Source organism: Nocardia sp. NPDC049149, assembly GCF_043197455.1.
Lineage (GTDB): Bacteria > Actinomycetota > Actinomycetes > Mycobacteriales > Mycobacteriaceae > Nocardia.
Genome location: NZ_JBICTD010000020.1, coordinates 19,933 through 38,355, shown reverse-complemented (window position 1 = coordinate 38,355; position 18,423 = coordinate 19,933). Strand labels below are relative to the sequence as shown.

The 18,423-nt window shown below is 64.0% G+C and carries 18 protein-coding genes; 10 read left to right on the top strand and 8 right to left on the bottom strand.

Annotated features, from left to right (window positions below; all coding sequences use genetic code 11):
- Positions 1-24 precede the first annotated feature (24 nt).
- Positions 25-2,658: an ATP-binding protein gene (locus ACGFNJ_RS43155; protein WP_393462312.1), complete on the bottom strand. Its 2,634-nt coding sequence runs from the start codon at positions 2,656-2,658 to the stop codon at positions 25-27.
- Between the two features lie 437 nt (positions 2,659-3,095).
- On the opposite strand from ACGFNJ_RS43155, the gene ACGFNJ_RS43150 reads away from it, so the two are divergent.
- The 4 genes from ACGFNJ_RS43150 to ACGFNJ_RS43135 all read left to right on the top strand — a co-directional run bounded on the left by ACGFNJ_RS43150 (position 3,096) and on the right by ACGFNJ_RS43135 (position 5,755).
- Entirely contained in the window at positions 3,096-3,299 is a 204-nt protein-coding gene (locus tag ACGFNJ_RS43150; RefSeq protein ID WP_393462310.1) for a hypothetical protein, read from the top strand.
- Between the two features lie 2 nt (positions 3,300-3,301).
- Complete coding sequence (locus ACGFNJ_RS43145) at positions 3,302-4,441, top strand: FAD-binding oxidoreductase (RefSeq protein ID WP_393462308.1); 1,140 nt, start codon at positions 3,302-3,304, stop codon at positions 4,439-4,441.
- Positions 4,442-4,463: 22 nt separating this feature from the next.
- A complete protein-coding gene (locus ACGFNJ_RS43140; protein ID WP_393462306.1) occupies positions 4,464-5,309 on the top strand; it encodes a DivIVA domain-containing protein in 846 nt (281 codons plus the stop codon).
- Between the two features lie 71 nt (positions 5,310-5,380).
- Positions 5,381-5,755: a group 1 truncated hemoglobin gene (locus ACGFNJ_RS43135; protein WP_393462304.1), complete on the top strand. Its 375-nt coding sequence runs from the start codon at positions 5,381-5,383 to the stop codon at positions 5,753-5,755.
- 513 nt (positions 5,756-6,268) lie between these two features.
- Here the strand turns inward: ACGFNJ_RS43135 and ACGFNJ_RS43130 are convergent.
- Positions 6,269-7,288, bottom strand: a complete 1,020-nt coding sequence (locus ACGFNJ_RS43130; protein ID WP_393462302.1) for an acetamidase/formamidase family protein — start codon at positions 7,286-7,288, stop codon at positions 6,269-6,271.
- Complete coding sequence (locus ACGFNJ_RS43125; protein WP_393462300.1) at positions 7,285-8,667, bottom strand: APC family permease; 1,383 nt, start codon at positions 8,665-8,667, stop codon at positions 7,285-7,287. Before ACGFNJ_RS43125 ends, ACGFNJ_RS43130 begins: the two co-directional genes overlap by 4 nt.
- Positions 8,668-8,800: 133 nt before the next feature.
- Between ACGFNJ_RS43125 and ACGFNJ_RS43120 the strand changes: the two genes are divergently transcribed.
- Complete coding sequence (locus tag ACGFNJ_RS43120; RefSeq protein ID WP_393462298.1) at positions 8,801-9,616, top strand: DUF1152 domain-containing protein; 816 nt, start codon at positions 8,801-8,803, stop codon at positions 9,614-9,616.
- A 163-nt stretch (positions 9,617-9,779) separates the two neighbouring features.
- Here ACGFNJ_RS43120 and ACGFNJ_RS43115 read toward each other — a convergent pair whose 3' ends face one another.
- Positions 9,780-10,187 (bottom strand): hypothetical protein, encoded by a 408-nt coding sequence (locus tag ACGFNJ_RS43115; protein ID WP_393462296.1) that lies wholly within the window; start codon positions 10,185-10,187, stop codon positions 9,780-9,782.
- 296 nt (positions 10,188-10,483) lie between these two features.
- On the opposite strand from ACGFNJ_RS43115, the gene ACGFNJ_RS43110 reads away from it, so the two are divergent.
- The 3 genes from ACGFNJ_RS43110 (at position 10,484) to ACGFNJ_RS43100 (ending at position 13,782) form a co-directional block, all read left to right on the top strand.
- The gene (locus ACGFNJ_RS43110) at positions 10,484-11,662 is read left to right on the top strand and encodes an acyl-CoA dehydrogenase (protein WP_393462294.1); all 1,179 of its coding nucleotides are present in this window, start codon (positions 10,484-10,486) and stop codon (positions 11,660-11,662) included.
- A gap of 379 nt (positions 11,663-12,041) precedes the next feature.
- Positions 12,042-13,481, top strand: coding sequence for a hypothetical protein (locus ACGFNJ_RS43105; protein ID WP_393462292.1), 1,440 nt, complete (start codon positions 12,042-12,044; stop codon positions 13,479-13,481).
- A 4-nt stretch (positions 13,482-13,485) separates the two neighbouring features.
- The gene (locus ACGFNJ_RS43100) at positions 13,486-13,782 is read left to right on the top strand and encodes a hypothetical protein (RefSeq protein WP_393462290.1); all 297 of its coding nucleotides are present in this window, start codon (positions 13,486-13,488) and stop codon (positions 13,780-13,782) included.
- A 14-nt stretch (positions 13,783-13,796) separates the two neighbouring features.
- On the opposite strand, the gene ACGFNJ_RS43095 is transcribed toward ACGFNJ_RS43100, so the two are convergent.
- Positions 13,797-14,717: an ElyC/SanA/YdcF family protein gene (locus tag ACGFNJ_RS43095; RefSeq protein WP_393462289.1), complete on the bottom strand. Its 921-nt coding sequence runs from the start codon at positions 14,715-14,717 to the stop codon at positions 13,797-13,799.
- 270 nt (positions 14,718-14,987) lie between these two features.
- Positions 14,988-15,188, bottom strand: coding sequence for a hypothetical protein (locus ACGFNJ_RS43090; RefSeq protein ID WP_393462287.1), 201 nt, complete (start codon positions 15,186-15,188; stop codon positions 14,988-14,990).
- A gap of 315 nt (positions 15,189-15,503) precedes the next feature.
- Between ACGFNJ_RS43090 and ACGFNJ_RS43085 the strand changes: the two genes are divergently transcribed.
- Positions 15,504-15,671, top strand: a complete 168-nt coding sequence (locus ACGFNJ_RS43085; protein WP_393462285.1) for a hypothetical protein — start codon at positions 15,504-15,506, stop codon at positions 15,669-15,671.
- A gap of 252 nt (positions 15,672-15,923) precedes the next feature.
- Here the strand turns inward: ACGFNJ_RS43085 and ACGFNJ_RS43080 are convergent, their stop codons facing one another.
- Positions 15,924-16,529, bottom strand: a complete 606-nt coding sequence (locus ACGFNJ_RS43080) for a PadR family transcriptional regulator (protein ID WP_393462283.1) — start codon at positions 16,527-16,529, stop codon at positions 15,924-15,926.
- Positions 16,530-16,788: 259 nt separating this feature from the next.
- Between ACGFNJ_RS43080 and ACGFNJ_RS43075 the strand changes: the two genes are divergently transcribed.
- Positions 16,789-17,142: a YybH family protein gene (locus ACGFNJ_RS43075; protein ID WP_393462281.1), complete on the top strand. Its 354-nt coding sequence runs from the start codon at positions 16,789-16,791 to the stop codon at positions 17,140-17,142.
- Positions 17,143-17,483: 341 nt separating this feature from the next.
- Here ACGFNJ_RS43075 and ACGFNJ_RS43070 read toward each other — a convergent pair whose 3' ends face one another.
- Positions 17,484-18,392 (bottom strand): hypothetical protein, encoded by a 909-nt coding sequence (locus tag ACGFNJ_RS43070; RefSeq protein WP_393462279.1) that lies wholly within the window; start codon positions 18,390-18,392, stop codon positions 17,484-17,486.
- Between the last annotated feature and the right edge of the window lie 31 nt (positions 18,393-18,423).

Genomic DNA, 18,423 nt, shown 5'->3' with positions numbered 1-18,423 from the left:
GTCAGAGCCCACCTGAGAGAGCGTTCACACCGTTCGCTTGTCGTGTGTCCGCGGCGGGTTGGCGGCGCGCTGTGGCCGCCGGGCCGCCTCCTCGGTGACTTGGGAACGCACCTCGGATGGCAACAGAGCGGCGATGCGAGCGCGGGAGTTGATCTGCAGCTTGCCGAAGATCGACGCTATCTGCGCGTCAACGGTCTTGGTCGCGCTGCCGCGACGGGCCGCGATCGCGGTGTTGGTCCACCCTGCTGCCGCGAGGATGGCAACCTGTTGTTCGGCTGCGGTCAGTTCCTGGAACTGCGTGTAGGGCACGTCCCGGGCGGAGGAGGTGGTCGGTGGCGGGTCGAGGGAAATGTCGCCGAGGGCCAGATACGCCGCCTCGTGGAGTTCACGCCGCAGCGTCGCACCCTCGCGCTCTGCCGCGGCGAAGCGCTTGCCAAGCACGGAACGGGCGGCGTCGGTGGCCGCGTCGGTCGCGGCTGCGAAGGGGCCGAGGTGGGTGTGTGTGGCGGGGGTGCGTTTGCGCAGTTCGATCCCACTGCCGATCAGATGGGCAATCTCGGTTGCCCATTCGACCCGCTGTCCCGAACGGCTCTCAGCGCCGGTGTTCTCGATCAACTTGGCAAGCGACCAGACGCGTAGGTGGGTGCCGAGCAGTACACCCCACCGGTCATCGAAACGGAGGTGATCTCGCAGAGCCAGGCGACCCGTCGTCAACGCTTCGCGCGGATCGCCGTGAAAGGTGAGAGCGAGTGCCAACACGAACCGTGCCCACGATGTCGCCCACTGTGCCCCGGCGCGGGTGGCTCGGTCCAAGCAGCTGCGGGCGATGCCGACCGATTGTGCGGCCGCACCGAGCAAGGCCGCCGCTAGCGCCTCGGTCAGCTCGCTTACCGCCGCGCCGCCGAGATCGCCTGCCGCAGTGAACTTTTCCCGCGCGCGCCCGAGAGCCGCGACAGCTCGCGCGTCCCCGCTCGTCAGCAGCAGCTCGCCGCCGTGCACGAGTTCTACCCACGCGGGCAGTCCCTGATCATGTTCGGGGCGCGTGCGCCACTGATCACGATCCGCCGATTCCGGCAGGCACAGCGCGACACATTCGTCCAGTAACTGCGCGGCATCCGTGCTCGCGCCGCGCATCAGACTGAGCCACGCCATCAGCGCCTTGGCCTCGATCTGGCACGACACCGGCAAGTGTGCCGAACGCTGGGCGACCGCCAACGTCCGTTCGAGCAGTGTGCGTGCCTCGCGCAGCGATCCGTTCAGAATCGGCAGGCGAATCGTGACAATGCCGATGGCGATTTGCAGGCCCTCGATGGCAGTTTCGGGAGAATGCAGGCTTTCATCGATAGCGCGCAGCAAGTTGGGCCAGGCGGCCCGGCCCCACCGCAACAGTTCCTGCTCGGCCGGGCTGAACCATTCGGCTTGCGCTCGAACGATCTTGGCGCGGTAGTAGTTTCGGTGCCGAGTGGCCAGTCGCTCCCGCTCCGTGGGCGAGCGCTCCCGCATCCGCTCTGCCGCGAAGACCCGCAAGCTCTCCACCAGCGAGTAGCGAACCGACGTGGGTGTCAGATGCCTCGAAACCAGCGAGTTGTCGACCAGCCGCTCGAGCAGATCTGCTACCTCTGCCCGGGTGACGACCTCGGTGGCACCGTCGGAAGACGTATCGGCACAAACCATTTCGATCGCCTCCAGGTCGGCACCCGCCCGATCGGCGGAACCCGCGTCATTCTCGGACGCGGTGTCATCACCGACAGCGAAGATCGAGAGCCGCTCGAAGAGCAGCCGCTCGTTGGCGTCGCAGAGATCGTAGGACCAGGCGATGACGTCGACGATGCGGCGATGTCGTTGCTCGGTGCCCAAGCGGGGCCCGTCCGACCAACGCAGGCGACGATCACCCGGTTCGCCAGTCAACTCGCGCAGCAGCATCCCCAGCGGCTGCTGGCGAAGCCGCGCCGTGGCGAGTCGGATATAAAGCGGATTGTTGTGCACTCGCGAGCAGACTGACATGGCCAGTTGAATCTGTTCGCGGTCGGTGATCGGCTGGCCGGCCAACTCGGCGCGACGGCGAAAGTACGCGAGCGCCTGCATGCCCGTGAACGGCGGAACGGAGAGTATCCGCTCATCTGCCCAGTTGATAGGCGTGCGGCTGGTCGCCAGGATTTTCACTCCCCGCACCGCATCCAGTAGATCCGCGATCACCTGGCCCGCCGTGGACAGTACGTGCTCGCAGTTGTCCACCACAACGATTGCGTGCCCGGATCGGCTCTCGCCCGCTCGATCGTCCAACGTCTCGACCAGGGCGTCCCAGGCGGACCGCCCCGAGAAGTCCGTGTCCACCACGGCTCGGGCGAATTCCTCCTCGACCGCGTTCACATCGCAGCCCTTGGACAGCCGCGCCAGCGGGACCCAAAAGAAGGGAACCCGCCGTGCTTTCCGATACCTGCGGACCGCTTCGTACGCCAGAGTGGTCTTGCCGATGCCGCCGGCTCCGACGAGGGTAATCAGGCGAGTGGGGCCCAGCAGAGAGGTTGCGATCGTTGCAAGCTCGTGCTCCCGACCGACGAAATCAAATCTGGCTGCGCGCAACTGACCGGGAGAATGCGGCTGGCGAGCTCCCGCGAGCTCGGCAGAGACCTCATCCGCACCATCGATCGAGTTCACCGAGACTCCTCGCTGTGCTCAGTCGAGCAACCCACGGATCGCATGCCTGGTGAGGCACAGCTCACCCAAAGGTCGCTGGATCCGTCGCACATCCTAATTGACGCGACATTCATGCCAACCTCCCCAACCGAGGGAACCACGTTGGGCAGCCACTCGCTACGGAATACTCACCGAATGATCGAATACCATCCGGTCGGTCCCTTTTTTGTTCAACTGCCCAACCGAGAACCACGCAGGGTCGGGTTGCGGTGCCCATTTCCAGTGCTGGGAAGGTGATCATTGGGATGTAGCATTTTGCTCGATTCCAGGGATTGCACAAGGCCGAGGGCTGGTCTCGAACAAGCGAACCCGGCCGCGATCGAGACTGAAGGAATTCGCAGGAAGCTGTTCACTGGCCGTCGGCCGGTAAACGGGAGTTCGACCGAGGAGAGCCGAAGGTGCCGCAACCGCTGGGCAAAATCGAGGCCGCTGTTATCTCCTTCGATCCGGGTGACCCGGGCACGGTCGAAACCGCCCGGGGAGCGTTGCCGGTGCGGGTCGCATGCAGCGATCCCCACCTGACCGGAGTTGGAGTTGCTTTGACTATTGCCTATCCGAAATCAGTTGTCCGGCAGGGAGATTGCAACCGGCTCGCTTACTGACAATGGATATTCCTGCTCTGCAAGCAAGTTGGCGCAACGTGGAAGTGATCGGCGCCGAGGCCATTCTCTACTTCTACTCGCATCTGTTCATGGCACATCCCGAGGTACGGGTCATGTTTCCGGTGTCGATGTCGGATCAGCGGGGCCGATTCTTCACCGCCCTCGGGCACATTGTCACCAATGTCGACAGAATTGGTGATGATCCGCGTTTCGTCGAGCAACTCGGCCGCGACCATCGCCGTTTCGGTGTCGTCGCCGACCACTACCCCGCCGCGGGCGCTTCATTTCTGGCTACCCTGCAGTACTTCCTGGGCGAGGCCTGGACCGATAGCCTTGCCGCCGATTGGGCCGAGGCGTTCGGGACCATCGCGACCCTCATGGTGCAGTCCGCCGAAGCCGACGAACGGACCTCGCCGGCCTGGTGGGAGGCGGAGGTGATCGGCACCGAACGCCGCAGTATCGATATGGCGGTGGTGCGGATCAGGCCGTCGCAGCCGTACTCGTACCTGCCCGGTCAGTCGATGGCCATAGAGATCCCGCAGCGCCCGCGACTGTGGCGCTACTACTCACCCGCTGGCGTCCCGCACGCCGACGGCACGATCGAACTGCACGTGCAAATCGTCGCGGGGGGACAGGTCAGCCCGGTGCTGGCCCGCTCGCTCGAGCCCGGCGAGTGGATCCGGCTCGGTGCCCCCATCGGCACCGCGCTCACACTCGCCGAAGACGACAGCGATCTGTTGATGGTGGCCGGCGGCTCCGGTCTTGCACCGCTGCGGGCGGTGATCGAGCAGATCGACGCCCGCCGTTACGAATCCCGCAGCGGAGGAAACGTGCATCTCTTCCACGGCGTGCGCACTCAGTGGCACCTTTACGACCACCGGCTGCTCTCGGAGTGGGCGGAGACCCGGCCGTGGTTCCGATACACCCCAGCCGTTTCCGAGGATCCCACCTTCCCCGGCGCGCGTGGTCTCGTCGGCACCATCGCCGCCCAGACACACCACTGGGCCGGATACACAGCGCTGGTTTGCGGTTCGCCCGGGATGGTCGAACACACGGCAAACGAACTCGTCGCGGCAGGCATGGCCCGCATGGCGGTCCGATTCGAGCAGTTCCACCAACAGGCGCCGACGCGGCTTTCGTAGACGCCAGACACGAGGTACCCCCATGGCGATGAACCCCTCCGAGATCACACCCGAGAGCATCAGAGACACACAGTTCAAGCGCTCCGCCCTCGGCCGTCGCGGCTACGACGAAGCCCAAGTGGATCAATTTCTTCGCCGAGTCTCTACCGTGATGGGCCAGGTCGTCGCCGCCAACGACCGGCTGACCAGCCAACTCCAACGCGGGGGCAGGGCGGACCTGGTCGCCGCCAACAACTATCTCCAGGAGCAGGTCGCGGAACTGGAGCGCCAGCTCCTCGATCGCGATGCGAACCCGATCGGTGGCGGACCGACCGTCGCGATGCTGTGGGACGAGGTCGAGTCTCTGCGCCGCGAGAACGAGCGGCTACACGAGGAGGCGCACGACGATGTGCTCGGCGTGAATATCCGCGCGGTCAATATGCTCAGCCAAGCTCAGACAGCCGCGGAGGCAACGGTCAACGAGGCCGAGCGGTACGCAACCGAACTCGTCATCGAGGCCAGACAGCATTATGCCGAAATCCTCCGTCAGGCACAGGATTCCGCGGGACAGGCCGTCGGCGAGCTAGCCGCGCTCACCCGGGCGCCGGCGCCCGGGACCACGGTGTCGCAGGCCGAGGTCGACTATGTCCGTGCCTACACGCAGATCGCTCAGAAACAGCTGCAGTCGATCGTCGATGCAATGTGCTCCGAAGTCGACAAGCTCGGTCGCAGCGCTCCACCGGGAATCCGTGGCCAGCCGATATCGACTGCGGCACAGTACCCTTCGCCGATCCCATCGCTGCCGGGTGAGTCGGAGCAGCAGCCGTGGAATGAGCCGAGGCCTTCCGGCGGCGGCGAAGTGGACCACTATCACCACGCCGCGTCCTAGCCGTCCAACTGCGCGCGCAGCGCAGCGCTGGAATCGCCGCCCTCGCTCGGAGTCGCGGCGGATGAATCACTATGAGAGGGAAGTCGTTGTCCATATATGAGAAGCTCGGCGGAGCCGAGGCCATCGAGGCCGTTGTCGCCGACTTCTACGTCCGCGTCCTTGCCGACGACCGATTGGCCGGTTTCTTCACCGGCGTCAATCTGGCCCGGCTACAGGGAAAGCAAACCGAATTCTTCTGCGCGGCCCTCGGCGGACCGGAGTCGTACACGGGCGTATCGATGAGACAGGTCCATAAAGGCCGCGGCATCCTGCAGAGCCATTTCGACTTGGTCGCAGGCTATCTCAACGATGCCCTGCTTGGCGCCGGGGTGCCGGCAGACCTGGCCGCGCAGGTACTCGAGTCCATAGCTCCCCTGGCAGACGACATCGTCAGCGTTCGTGCCTGACGCACCCGACGCTGCGGACCCTGGTGAGCACGCTGACTGGGGCGCATAACCGACTGGAAACGATTCTGACTCCGGCACAACGCAGTTGGCAGGCGAGGCCGCGCGGGGAATCCGCGCGGAGCAGAAGGCCCGGTGCCGACAGGTCGTGCCGGAGTATCGGATTCAGACCAATCCGCCTGCGCTGCCGCGTCGAATAGTTCTTCGGCTCCATGCGGCGAGAGAGTTTGCGCCGCAAGGAGTTCGCTGTCCGCGTGGACGTCGATGTCCACGCGTCCGCTGGTGGTCACTCACCGGAGACCACGCCGTAATTCCCTGATGGAGGTGAGGTTCAAATATGGGGTTGTTCAGCGCTGCGCCGTGGATACCCATCGATGTTGTGTCCGGCCTCGGTGGTGTCCTCGGCCGCCGGTTATGACCGGCCGGGCAAGGTAGCCGGTTCGATCGTCGTGCATGAGAAGACCGGCTTGGCTGTCGTCGCAGGAACCGCGCCCCGTTGTCCTCGAGCACTGGAGTTCAGCGTTGGGCGAGATAGCGGCGGCCGACGTCACGCAGCCGCTGATGCACTCCGTCGTAGGGACGCTTGGCGCCGAGGATCGAGGTGGGAAGCTTGGCGATCATCGTGTAGTTGGTGTCGACCACATTGCCGACCGGAGCCAATCCCGCCTGACTCACCAGCTGCAGTGCATCGAGTGGATCGAGGTCGAGCAATTCCGCCGTCCAGCCGATGAGGTCGTGCTGGCTGACCCGGAAGGCATCCTCCAACGGCCGAACGGAGCCGGTGGAGATGATGAAGTCGTCGCTCTGAATTCTGGGCCAGGCCGGCGCCGCGCCTCGAACGACGTCGACAACGATGGTGGTCTGCATAGCGGCCTCCACCGCCGTGCCGCAGACTTCTCCCTCACCCTGGCGGCAATGACCGTCGCCGATGGCGAGCATGCCACCGTCCACATTGACCGGCAGGTAGACGGTCGTGCCTGCCCGAAGTTCGGGTGTGTCCATGTTTCCACCGTGCGCGCCCGGCGTGATCGACATGATGACCTCGTCGGCTGCCGGAGCGACACCGACGGTGCCGTGCATGGGATCGAGCGGGAGTTCAACGGTGAAGTTGCTGCGGCGCGCGTGGTAGCGCACCACACCGCGGTCGACATCGACGTCGTATTTCCACACGACCTCCTCGAGCGGTGGATGCAGCATGGCCGTGCTGTGGGTCGTGGTGAGCGCACCGAAATGGGGGAAGGTGGATGAGATCGCCCAATCGCGCCGCGGGCGGATATCGATGAAGTGCACCGCGAGCAGGTCTCCTGGGCGTGCGCCCGCAACGTGAATGGGCCCGGTGACCGGATTGAGTTTGGGAAAGTTGCAGACTTGGCTGGGGAGATCGTGGATCCCCTGGACTCGTCCGCCGTAACAGTCCTCGGTGGTGAGTTCGATGACGGTGCCCGGCGCAACGCTCACCAGTGGCTCGTGGCCGCCGAAGGTGTAGACGAGCTGGTCGGCGGCCGGGTCGATCCGCACGACGTCGAAGTCGTTCATACCGTTTCGCTTTCGGAGGTGTCGGCCGGCGCGAACTTGCGTCCGGTCAGAGTGGAGATGACGAGTATGACCACGCCGATGGCAAGCCACACGAAGCCGAGCTCCTGGGCCGCGATATTGGCGTTGACGACGACGTACAGCAGGATGGCGAAGCCGATGATCGGGCAGAGCAGGTGCCGGAACCAGTCGCGGCTGCGCGTGCGGACCACATAATGCGCGACCACCGATACATGCAACACCAGGAATGCCGCCAAGGCACCGAAATTGACCAGTGAGGTCATGACGGGGATACCGTCGTCCTTCAGGCTCATGGCAATCCCCAGGACCAGCGAGACGCCTGCGACCAGGAAGGTGGCGTTGACGGGCACCTTGCGGGTGGGATGTATGCGGGCGAGGAACGAGGGTAGTTTCCGATCGCGGGCCATGGCGTACAGCAGTCGGGCGGTCGCGGCCTGCGCCACAAGGGAATTGGCGAATCCCCAGGCGACGGCGGTGGACAACGCGGTGAGCACGGCCAGCCACGCGCCACCCGCTGTGCGGGCGGTGTCATAGAACGCGGTCCCGTCGGGGTCACCGTCCGCGACGAGCCCGCCGGGGTCGGACACCAGCAGGGAGGCCACCCAGGTCTGAACGACGAACAGTGTGCCGGCCAGCAGTAGCGCGGCCACCATCGACCGGCCGATGGAACGGATCGAGTCCTTGTTCTCCTCGGCCAGCATCGAGATTCCGTCGAAGCCGAGGAACGACAGCACGGCAAGAGAGACCGCGCCGAACACCAACCCCCACGAGAACGTGGCGCTGTCATAAAGCGGAGTCAGGTTGAACCCGTGGCCCTTCCCGTTGGCCAACGCGATGATGCCGACGATGAGGTAGATCGCCAACACGATCAGCTCACCGACAAGCATGAATTTGTTGATGCGGGCAGTCATTTCGATGCCGAGGTAGTTGACCACGGTGTTCAGCACGACGAAAGCGATCAGCCACGCCCAGACCGGTATGGCAGGCACCAGCGAATTCGTTGCCACGCTGGCGATCAGATACAGCAGCCCCGGGACCAGGACGTAGTCGAGGATGATCACCCAGCCCGCCAGGAATCCGACCGGCGCGGCGATCCCACGACTCGCGTAGGTATACACCGATCCGGCCATGGGGTACGCCCGTGACATCTGCGCGTAGGAGTTCGCGGTGAACATCATCGCGATCATGCCGATGATGTACGCGAGGGCTACCATGCCGCCCGAGCCCTGGAACACACTGCCGAAGATGCCGAATGGCGCGATCGGCACCATGAAGATCAACCCATACACCAGCAGATCCCCGAATCGCAGGGATCGCTCGAGCTCCTGTTTATACCCGAACCGCTCTAGATCTTCGCTCACGTGCCACTCCAGCGTTCTGGCTCTGCCTGGTCACCGGAGACTACGAGAAGATCGTTCCGGGTGGAAGCGGATCAGTAAGCTCACCCAACAATGACCAGCAAAGCAATCGTGATCGCCGCCGGAGGCGGTGGTGATGCCGTCACCGCGTCGGTATTGGCGGGGAAGCTGCGCGACCGGTCTGGCCGCCCAGTTCTGCGCCGCATCCAAGGTGTTCGAAGCCGACACCCTGGTTGTCATCGACGTCGGAGGAGACGTTCTCGCCCAAGGACACGAACCTGGACTACGCAGCCCGCTGGCCGACTCGCTCACCCTCGCCGCCGCCATCCTGACCGGGCTGAAGGTGCACCTTCTCATCGCCGGAATCGGGCTCGACGGAGAGCTGACACCACCAGAGTTGTACGCACTGCTGCGCCGGCACCGGTCGACCGTGGTCGCCGAGCTCGGCAGTGCCGACGTGTCCATGGTTGCCGAGGTGTGGGGATGGCATCCTTCCGAGGCCAACGGATTGCTTTGTGCTGCTGCGCAAGGGTGGCGTGGCACAGTTGAAACCCAGCGCGATGCGCTCATCGACATCACCGACGATGCCGCAAAGGTTTACGAGGTCGACGCCACCGCCGTCGCGGCTCACTCTCTGGCAGCCGAACTGACCGACACCCTCTCGCTGGAGCAATCCGAGCAGCGCATCCGCACTCACCGGGGCTACAGCGATATCGACATCGAACGCAAACGCCTTGCTACACAACACGAACCGCGAATCCCGACCGGCGACACCATCGGCGACATCGACCGCTACACGCAGGGTGCACGCATTCGAGGCGTCAACGCCCTGACGCTCCGTCGAGTCATCGAGTTGACCGGCGCCACCGGCGCAGAGGCGGGAAACGCACTCCGCGGCATGCTCGGACGCGAGCGGCCGGACAACATGCGGCCACCCGTGTACCTGGTATGACCTCCAAGTAAGGTGCCCGCAACAGCTAAAATCCCTTGCACTGCATAGGATTTGACTCTTGCCTAGGTACTCGTCCGCCCCGGCGGTCACGTCGGCGTGATCAGCAAATCCGTCGGGGCCGTCGAGGAATACGTCACCCGCTGAACCTGAATCGGCGGGTCGGTCAGCTCACCGTGTAATGGCTTCGTGCGATCTGGAAGCGATGTTGGTCGTTGACGCACTGGATGCCGACTTCGCGGGACAGGCCGGAGCAGACGACGGTGCCGTTGCTGAGGACCTTGTGGAATGGGAGGACCTCCCCGTCCTCGACAACCATCCGGCAGTCGTTGGTGAGTTCAACCTGTCCGGTGTTGCGGAGGACGAATGTGGGGAATTTGTAGCCGGGGGCGCAGTGGGCGGGCGGCGGCGGGTTGCCGGGGACGGTCCAGGGGACCTGGCCGACAATGACACAGAGAACTTGCTCGGCGTTCATGTTGCAGCGGACGTTCTCCTTTTTCGGGTCGGTATCGGTGAAGTTCCCCTCGTACGCGGCGGCGGGCATCGCCGCGAGGGCGATCAGCGATACTCCCATCAGACCTAGGAGCAGAGCGCGGCAAACACGGGTGAGAATCATCGGCCCAGCATCGAAGCCGCGCCTTTCACGAGGGTTTCACACCGATCTCGAGCAACTGGAAGTTGTGCACCACAAGGTATTCCAGCGGTCCCCGCCGATGAAGCGCTGTCGGATGGGCATTTGGTTCAATACCGGATTCCACTGAGCTGACCGCGCACTGTACGAAGGAGGGTTCGCGTCGGAGAGTGGTGGTTGGCACGGAAGCGTGGCCAAATGTCCTGCGCCCCAGTGCGAGAGCGAAACCCGGAGGAAGTGTGACAACCTCAGCTCGGCTACACGTCAGCAAAGAGTTCCCTGCGATGCTGGAACGGATCGACGCGCTCGGCGCATCCGTCGAGGCAAACGCGGACGCGGCCGACAAACTCGGCAGGCTCACCGACGACACCGCGCAGTCGCTGCTGGCCACGGGGATCGTCCGCGCCAGTCTGCCGGCGAATCTCGGCGGTGACGAATTCGCTCCGCGCCAGTTGATTCAGACGATTGAGCGGCTCAGCTACTACGACGCCGCGGCAGGCTGGACGATGATGGCGCTGCAGATGACCGGCGCCACTGCGGCCTATCTCGGTGCGGTGGCGGTGGCTGAGCTGTTCCCCGACGTCATCGGGGGTAATCACGCATTGCTTTCTGGTCAAGGCACCCAGCCTGGCCGGGCGGTCCCGGTGGACGGCGGCTATCTGGTGAGTGGGGAATGGCAGTTCGCTTCCGGTGTCGCGCTGGCCACCCACATCCACAGTGCGACCCTGGTTGAGGGCACGGGCGAGCCTCGGGTCGTGGCGATGCCCAAGTCGAAGGTGCATCTCGTCGACAACTGGGATGTGCTCGGGCTTCGCGCGACGAGCAGCATCGACTATCACTGCACCGATGTGTTTGTCCCGCATACGTATACGTACCCCGCGACGACCATGGTCCCGGTCAACGGCGGCGCGGTTTATGGCCTCGGCATCGTGAACATGTCCACGATCATGCATACCGGCTGGGCGCTCGGTGTCGGCAGGCGGCTGCTCGACGAATTGAAGCTCTACGCTTCGAAGAAGTCCGGCACGTTCAACGCCGCCGTCGATACCGCGCAGTTCTACGCCGAGTATGCGAACGCCGAAGCCAGGCTGCGCGCGGCACGCGCATGGGCGATGCAGGTCTGGCAGGGGAGCGAAGAAACGCTGGACGCGGGTGAGCTACTGAGCACCGAGCAAGAAACGCTGATCCGGCTGGTGCTCAACCACGTGACATGGACCGTGCACGATGTCGGCCAGACGGTGCACCGGTGGGCAGCGACGACAGCGATCCGGCGTGGTCTGATCGACCGGTTCCTTCGGGATCTCGGCACCGGCACCCAGCACATCACGTCGGGCCCGTTGGTCTTGCAGAACTGCGGAAAGTGGCTCAGCGGAGCACATCCCGAGGCGCACTGGGAGTTCCTCGACCTGGCTGGGTGAGCACCACTGCCGTCTAGTGTCAATCCCGGTCCGAAGCATCTGGCGAGCGATGACGCGAGCGACGACCCAGGGGGCTTGCGCTGCATCGATCGGCTCGACGCCGAGTTCGGTGAGTACTTGCCGGACCAGCGGCAGCGCGTCGGCCGCAACACACGTTCGCGCAGCTCGTCAGGCCCGGCAATTCCCTTGAAGGAATTGCCCGCCCGGTGTTCTTGCCGGGGTTCTGAACATTACGAATCAGGACTGTTTTCCTTTTCGGAGAAACGCGGAACCGGTGTCGACCGTATATAACCATACCCACGGTTTCCGCAGGCCGGGAGTTGTCCGCTCGCAATGGCGCGAGTGCTCCCGGCGCGCGGAGTGGGTAGAGGTGTACGTCATGGCTCTCGTCTGTACCGAGATCACCGAATGGATCGAGGAAGAGGTTTCCAAGCCCGTCGAGGAGTGGGAAGAAAGACAGGAAAAGAAGTGTAAGGATTATCCATGGTATGACCCGCGCGGGTGGGTGTGCTGGTTCGTCACATATTTTGTGAAGGTGATCCGGTGGGTGATCGTGAAGGTCGGCAAGTGGGTCACCCGGACCGTATGCAAGCTGGTCGCGGTCGTCTGGGGCATCATCAAAGACGTCGCGAGCGGTCTGTGGGACGTCGTCGCGGGGATATTCACCCTCGACTGGCGGCGCATTCTCGACGGGCTGCTCCAGATCGGGATCGGGATCGTTCTCGGAGCGATCGGGTTGGGCCGCATCATTTTGCTCGGTGACACCATCGCCTACATCATCGAGGAGATCAATCGCTGGCGTCTGCGGAACTATGTCCGCGGACTGCTGGAGAAGAAGTACTCGGGCGCGACGCTCGAACAGATCGAGGAAGCGATTCGGCTCGACCACGGCGCGTTCGGCCTGCGCATGGATGCAACGGCGTACCGCACGGTACTGGACTCCGAGGCGCCCTCACCGACAGATCCCACGGCGCCCAATCTGGTTGTGCTGCATGAAACCGGCGCCATCAACCTGCGTGCATTGTGCGGCTTCGAATTCGACGAGGGCTTCTGGAATCGCAAGAGCTACAAAACGTTGAAGAAAGGAATCGTCGTCGGCGGCGGTGGCGGAGGGGAATTCGACAATCCGATCTCCGAAGATGAACTCGACACCTACCTTTCCTCGCGTGGACGGCAGGGACCGCCGTTCATCGTGCTGCCGATGCGCGACGGCGCCCTCGATGAGCGGGTGAGCACCACCGAGGAGAAGGGCCGTGAACTCGGATTGATGATGAGCTTCAACACCGACCGGGTATTGATCACCTCGGCGGGCCACATCGTCCAGCACGGCTTCGACACCCCAGACGCCAACAGTGCGCTGGCCAGATTCCTGATCGATAAGATCGGGCGCATAGATAAGACGGTTGATCGCCCCGGGGCGGATCACCAACTGTGTCATCCGGTGGTGGTTGGCATCTTCCGCTACACCGATGGCCTGCGCGGTTTGACGGCCACGCTGGAGCGCACGGCTTGCGGACTGTCGGGGAGCATCGCCTCCGGTGCGACATTCATCGACAACCGGCCCAACCAGATCTGGAAGTACGTGCCGATCCACGAACTCGGCCATTACTTCGGGCTCTGCCATACCGACGGCGTCAACCGAATCATGTACTCCCCCAAGAAGAACAGTTGGTGGGACTGGTGGCTGGTCCCGGATATCTATCTCACCGGCGAACCCAGCTTCGTCTTCGACGAGGCCAAGGCCGCCTGGGACTACATCGTCGCCAACTTCCCGCCCCACTGCTTGGGCGCCGAGTCGACGGACTCTCCCATTGAGTGAGGCCATGCCGAGTAAGGACATGCACGCCGAGATCGATCGGCTGGGACGCGAATGCGGTTGTGGCACCGGCACTGTCGTAGCCGCGCTCGCGGGCCTGGGTTATCCGCTCACGCTGCTGGCCGGGCTCGCACCGCCCGGATCCGGCTCCATCCTCGGCATGATCGTCGGCGGTGTCGCAGCAGTCCTGTCCGGCGGCTTGGTCGGCAAAGGCCTCGGCATCGGGTACGCCCGCTACCGACGCACTCGCCTGATTCGGCATCGTCGGCGAGCTGGTAGCGCCGAAAGGTTCGGCTGGGCCTGAGAACGAACCGGCGATCAGGACGCCGAGCCCGAGCCGGTGTCGGGTCGTGGTGGTGGATCGCGGGTCGGTAGGGTCGCGGGCAATCCGAAAACCTTTGTCCCGTCGAGGTAGATGCCCCATCGTTCGGGAAGCTGCACCGGCAGGAGTTGACTCGAGAGCAGATAGTCCGTCGGAACGAGATTGTCGACGACCGAAACTCCCGCGATCTCGAAATCCGCCGTGGCCCTGCGAATGTGGTCTGCCGAGCTGACCAACACGGCGTCATCGGCGCCGAGCGCGTGGATGATCGGGGCCGAGAACAAGGCATTCTGGACCGTTGAAGTCGCCTCGGTTTCGGGGGGAATACGGCTCGGGTCGATGTGTTGACCGACCAGCCACGCCGCCATCGCCTGCCCTTCGGTGATGTCGTGTTGTGGATTGCCGCCGGTCGTGATGATCGGCGACGAGGGGGCGACGGCCGCTGCACGCAAGCCGACCTGCAATCGGTCGATCAGCTCCGGTCGCATCGAGCCGTCGGGCAACAATCCGAAGCCCAGGATCACGATTGCCGTCTCGGGGCCGTGTGGGGTCGGGGTGAGATTGATACGAGTCGTCAATGCTTTGTCGATGGCCCGCAGGGCATCGAGCACTGCCGCTCGCACGGTAGGTGCGAGCTCACCGAGCCGGTTCACCGAGTCGTCGCGAGCGACGACATTTCCCGCTTCGTCGGCCCAGAATGCCCGCAACACAAGGACGTCGGTATTTCCGGGATCGACAGCTACCGCCTGTTCGAGTGCGGCCAGCCCGCCTGCCACGTCGCCATGGACGAAGTAGTTCTGCGCGGCGTTATAGAGCGGAGCTACATCGTCGGCGGCATGCACAACGGGTGCCCGCGCACCGACGAACACCAAGGCGACACAACTTACGGCAATGGCGAAGGCGGATCTTCCAGCCATACGAACACAATAGACTGCTCCGGCGCCAAATGCGCTGTGCAGACGCCGCTTTGGGACGATGTCTGCGCGGCGGACTCCCGGCTCGCCAACGCAACCGCCGGGCCCGCACTGACCTTGGTCAGTTCATCCTCGATCCACCTGCTGACCGCCGACCGCAGCAGCACTTCCCCGAACATGCGGCCGCGTTGTCGAGGAACTGCGGGCCGGGTTCGCCGCCGCGGGGCGCAACATCCCACGCCGCGACCCGGGCGGTCGAGCCGATCGACTTCCTCACGGACGCGGTATCACTCCCAGTCCGAGCAAGATCCCGATGATGCTGGCTGGAATCCCGACAACATTGGCCGCTATCCCGGCCATGATGCCTGCCGCGACCAACGCCGCCGAGCCGGTGGCGAGGAGCGCTGGTCCGCCCAGCGCGGTGAAAGCCGCAGAGCCGAGGCCGATCAGCGCTGATCCTAGTTCGGAGCCCATCGATGCGCCTTTCTGAAGCGGTAGCGGGCCACTGGTCTTAGTTCCTGGCAATAGAAAGATGATAGAGAGGGTATTGGCCATAACGCCGCATTCCTGCGTGTGTCGCCGGAGCCCTGCTCGACTCGATCCTGTGGCCGGATGTCGAGCGCTCGTTGCCGGTGATCGACGAGTGACGCGGCAATGGAAATTCACCGTGCTGGAGTTTCTAGCGTTGTGCGATCACTACTGCGACGGTGCGCTCCCGCCGCCGCTGCTGTTCGTCAGCGACGAGCTGATCAGCATCGATGAGATGGCGCGGCGCAAACGTGTCGGTACGTGCTGGCGCGGACCGCGGCACCGGTCGCCGTCGGCACCAGCAGACAGATGCTGATCGAAAGAATTCAGCAGGAGATCGACATTGTGCTGGCGCGCGTCGAATCCCATTGGGAATCGGGACGTCCCGAGGACCAGTACCTGAGGTTCGAGCAAGAACAAGCCAGGTGAGGATAGTTCCTGACCTGACTTGTCGCCGAAAGCTGTTGTGCGCCATGGGTAAGTGCTTATGTCGAACCGCCGGCCGGTCCCGCTGAGACGGTGCGGAAGCCGGCATGCACGGCATCGAGCCGCCGTAGCAGTTGTCGAACCGTACGGTGTGCGCGGCGAGCCGGGTGAAGTTCGGTGCGTGCACCCACTCGGCGCCATAGGGTGGCAGTAACCGGCGGTTGAGACTGTCGAACATCAGCAGAACCGCGCGCATCAGCTGCCCGCCTCGAGCGGCGCAGCAGTCCCGGATTCGACAGTGGCCGTGCGGGTCTGCAATTTCTCCAGCAACTCCTCGAGCCACGCGATCCAGCCGTCGATCTGCCGTTCGCCCTGGCGGCGTATCTGCCGAGCGATGAAATCCAAGGCCTCCGCGTCAATTTCGGCGCGTTCGTCGTCGGTCTCCGTGTCGTACGGGCGGTTTCGATTGAGCCGCACCTGCTCGCGCCGCGCCGCCAGCTCCTCCCGCACGAGATCGATCGTGCCGGGCTCGCCGAGCATCATGCTCACGCGGAGCCGGAACGCGAACTCCGGATCCTGGAACCGGCGCGGTGGCATATACGAAGAGCGCACCCAGCGCCGCAGCCGCGCCATCCCGGCCTCGGTGACGGTGTAGATCTTCGCGTCCGGCCCACCGTCGCGGGGATCGGTCCGCCACACCACGGACCCCTCGACCTGCATGCGGTTCAGCTCACGATAGATCTGGCTGGCATGGCGGTCCAGGCCGACGAACTTGCCTTCCACATAGCACCACCGCTTGATGTCGTAGCCGCTCATCGCCCGCGCCGCCAGCAGCCCCAGCAGGGGATATTCGAGCTTCATCGAGCCCTTCCTGATAGGTGCAAAATCACTAGGTGCAAAAGCATATAGCTAGAGCGCCGGGTTGTCAGCCGCTAGGGTGCGAAATCTCTTACCGCCCAACACATCACCCATGCTCGCGCCTCGGCTGAGGCACTGTCGGTCTCCGCCCGTCCAGCGCAGTCCGCGCATCCGTCCGACCACGAGTGGCACATGGCTGTGGCAAAACGATCATCGACGGCCAGGCAACCCGACGCCGTGATCCGGTGGGAGCCTTATTGGTATGACCGACAAGAAAGTGGCCACCGAGCCGAACGACCTGGGCAGATATTTCATCGAACGCGTCAATGCGGGCGACGTCGACGGGCTGGTGGCGTTATACGAGGCGGACGCGGTGCTGGCGTTCCCGCCCGGCAACCTCGCGACCGGGCATGCGGAGATCCGGAAGGTGTTCGAGCAGTTCGTCGCGGCCGCGCCGGTGCTCTCGCCGGGTAAACAGCATCCGGCGCTGGTGAGCGGCGACCTGGCGCTGACAACGACCACGCTGGCCACCGGCGAGGTGACCGCCGAAGTCGCCCGCCGCCAGCCGGACGGGTCGTGGTTGCTGGTAGTGGACCAGCCGGTGCTCGTACCGTAACCGGGGGGCGGTGGGCCGGTGCTATCCCGGCCCACCACCATCCCATCACCCCACCGTGCCCTTCTACGCCGGGCTGCGCCACACCATCGCCGACTCCCGGTGCTGGAGACTTCCGTCGGACGCGTGGACGGCGCCGTCGTGGGGGAGCATGGGCGTGTACAGCGCGGAATGATCTCCTGCGGAACACCTTCCAGCACGGACAGCCGCAGGACCAGGGATTCGATCTCCACTCGCGGTTCGAATCGCTGCCCGAACAGGCCGGAATTGTGGAGTCCTGCCACGCGTGCCGTCGAGCAATTGCAGTGGTATCGGGAACTGCCGTGACCGTACTCGGTAACCCTCTATCGTCGCAGGCTGTCGCGTTCCTCGATGACACACATGATCCGTTGCGTCAGAGTCTTTTCCAAGTTCCAGGCAACCAGGCACTCGAAGATATTGGCGCCAAGATCGGTGGTGTGACCGGCGTTGTAGTGGATCAATACCGGTGTTCCGTCGTCGAAGACGCCGAAATGTAGGCCGCTGATAGAGGATTGTGCGGGTAGATTTGGACGTAGTATCGGATCCGGCGAGTTGAACTTGTAACCGGCGGGATTGTCGCGGTCTCTGGCGCGCTGATTGGCTTGCACTGCCTGATTGAATCCATTGAAGGTGGGGTCGGGCACCCCGTGATCCCAGCCGTCTTGGATGAGTGGAACGATCTGTCGTGCATGGGGATTCAGCATCCGTTTCACGTCCCAAGCGGTGGCGAAGTAACGTGCGCCCATACTGAGACCGAGTTTGTGAAGCAGTTGCCAACGGGCTTCGGCTGCGGATAGTTCGATGGTTTCATACTCGAGCTCGGCTGCCGAAAACGATCGATGGTGGGGTCTCGGCGCGACCTCTCCTGGGGTTTGAACTTCTGCTACCGACGCGTAGGCGATGGTGCCGTCCTCGGTCAGAATCATCTGCTGGGTACCGTGCCAGGCAGTGCCGATGCACCAGGCGCGACCAAGGCGTTTCGCTAGCACCGGCAAGTGGTCCTCGAACTCGAACGCGACTGCGGGGAGCCTCCAGAATCGGACCCCGTGGTGTCCGTCCGATCGTTGGTAGTGGTAGGGGCGCAGGACATCGATCGCTTCACCGATGAGTTCGGCCGCTGCGGCGGCCGCAGCAGGGGCGGCTCGTCCAGCAGCGGAGTAGCGAGCTTGTATCTCGTTGCGTCGCCGATTGATGTCGTCCTCGAAGCTACCGAGGCTGGCCTTGATGCCCATCGAACCAGGATGCATCGTGTGGTCGTGTGCG

Coding starts and splice junctions, on each gene's coding strand:
- ACGFNJ_RS43145 (WP_393462308.1), top strand. CDS start 3,302: ATGGATATTCCTGCTCTGCAAGCAAGTTGGCGCAACGTGGAAGTGATC.
- ACGFNJ_RS43140 (WP_393462306.1), top strand. CDS start 4,464: ATGGCGATGAACCCCTCCGAGATCACACCCGAGAGCATCAGAGACACA.
- ACGFNJ_RS43135 (WP_393462304.1), top strand. CDS start 5,381: ATGAGAGGGAAGTCGTTGTCCATATATGAGAAGCTCGGCGGAGCCGAG.
- ACGFNJ_RS43130 (WP_393462302.1), bottom strand. CDS start 7,288: ATGAACGACTTCGACGTCGTGCGGATCGACCCGGCCGCCGACCAGCTC.
- ACGFNJ_RS43120 (WP_393462298.1), top strand. CDS start 8,801: ATGCCGTCACCGCGTCGGTATTGGCGGGGAAGCTGCGCGACCGGTCTG.
- ACGFNJ_RS43115 (WP_393462296.1), bottom strand. CDS start 10,187: ATGGGAGTATCGCTGATCGCCCTCGCGGCGATGCCCGCCGCCGCGTAC.
- ACGFNJ_RS43105 (WP_393462292.1), top strand. CDS start 12,042: ATGGCTCTCGTCTGTACCGAGATCACCGAATGGATCGAGGAAGAGGTT.
- ACGFNJ_RS43100 (WP_393462290.1), top strand. CDS start 13,486: ATGCCGAGTAAGGACATGCACGCCGAGATCGATCGGCTGGGACGCGAA.
- ACGFNJ_RS43095 (WP_393462289.1), bottom strand. CDS start 14,717: ATGGCTGGAAGATCCGCCTTCGCCATTGCCGTAAGTTGTGTCGCCTTG.
- ACGFNJ_RS43090 (WP_393462287.1), bottom strand. CDS start 15,188: ATGGGCTCCGAACTAGGATCAGCGCTGATCGGCCTCGGCTCTGCGGCT.
- ACGFNJ_RS43080 (WP_393462283.1), bottom strand. CDS start 16,529: ATGAAGCTCGAATATCCCCTGCTGGGGCTGCTGGCGGCGCGGGCGATG.
- ACGFNJ_RS43075 (WP_393462281.1), top strand. CDS start 16,789: ATGACCGACAAGAAAGTGGCCACCGAGCCGAACGACCTGGGCAGATAT.
- ACGFNJ_RS43070 (WP_393462279.1), bottom strand. CDS start 18,392: ATGGGCATCAAGGCCAGCCTCGGTAGCTTCGAGGACGACATCAATCGG.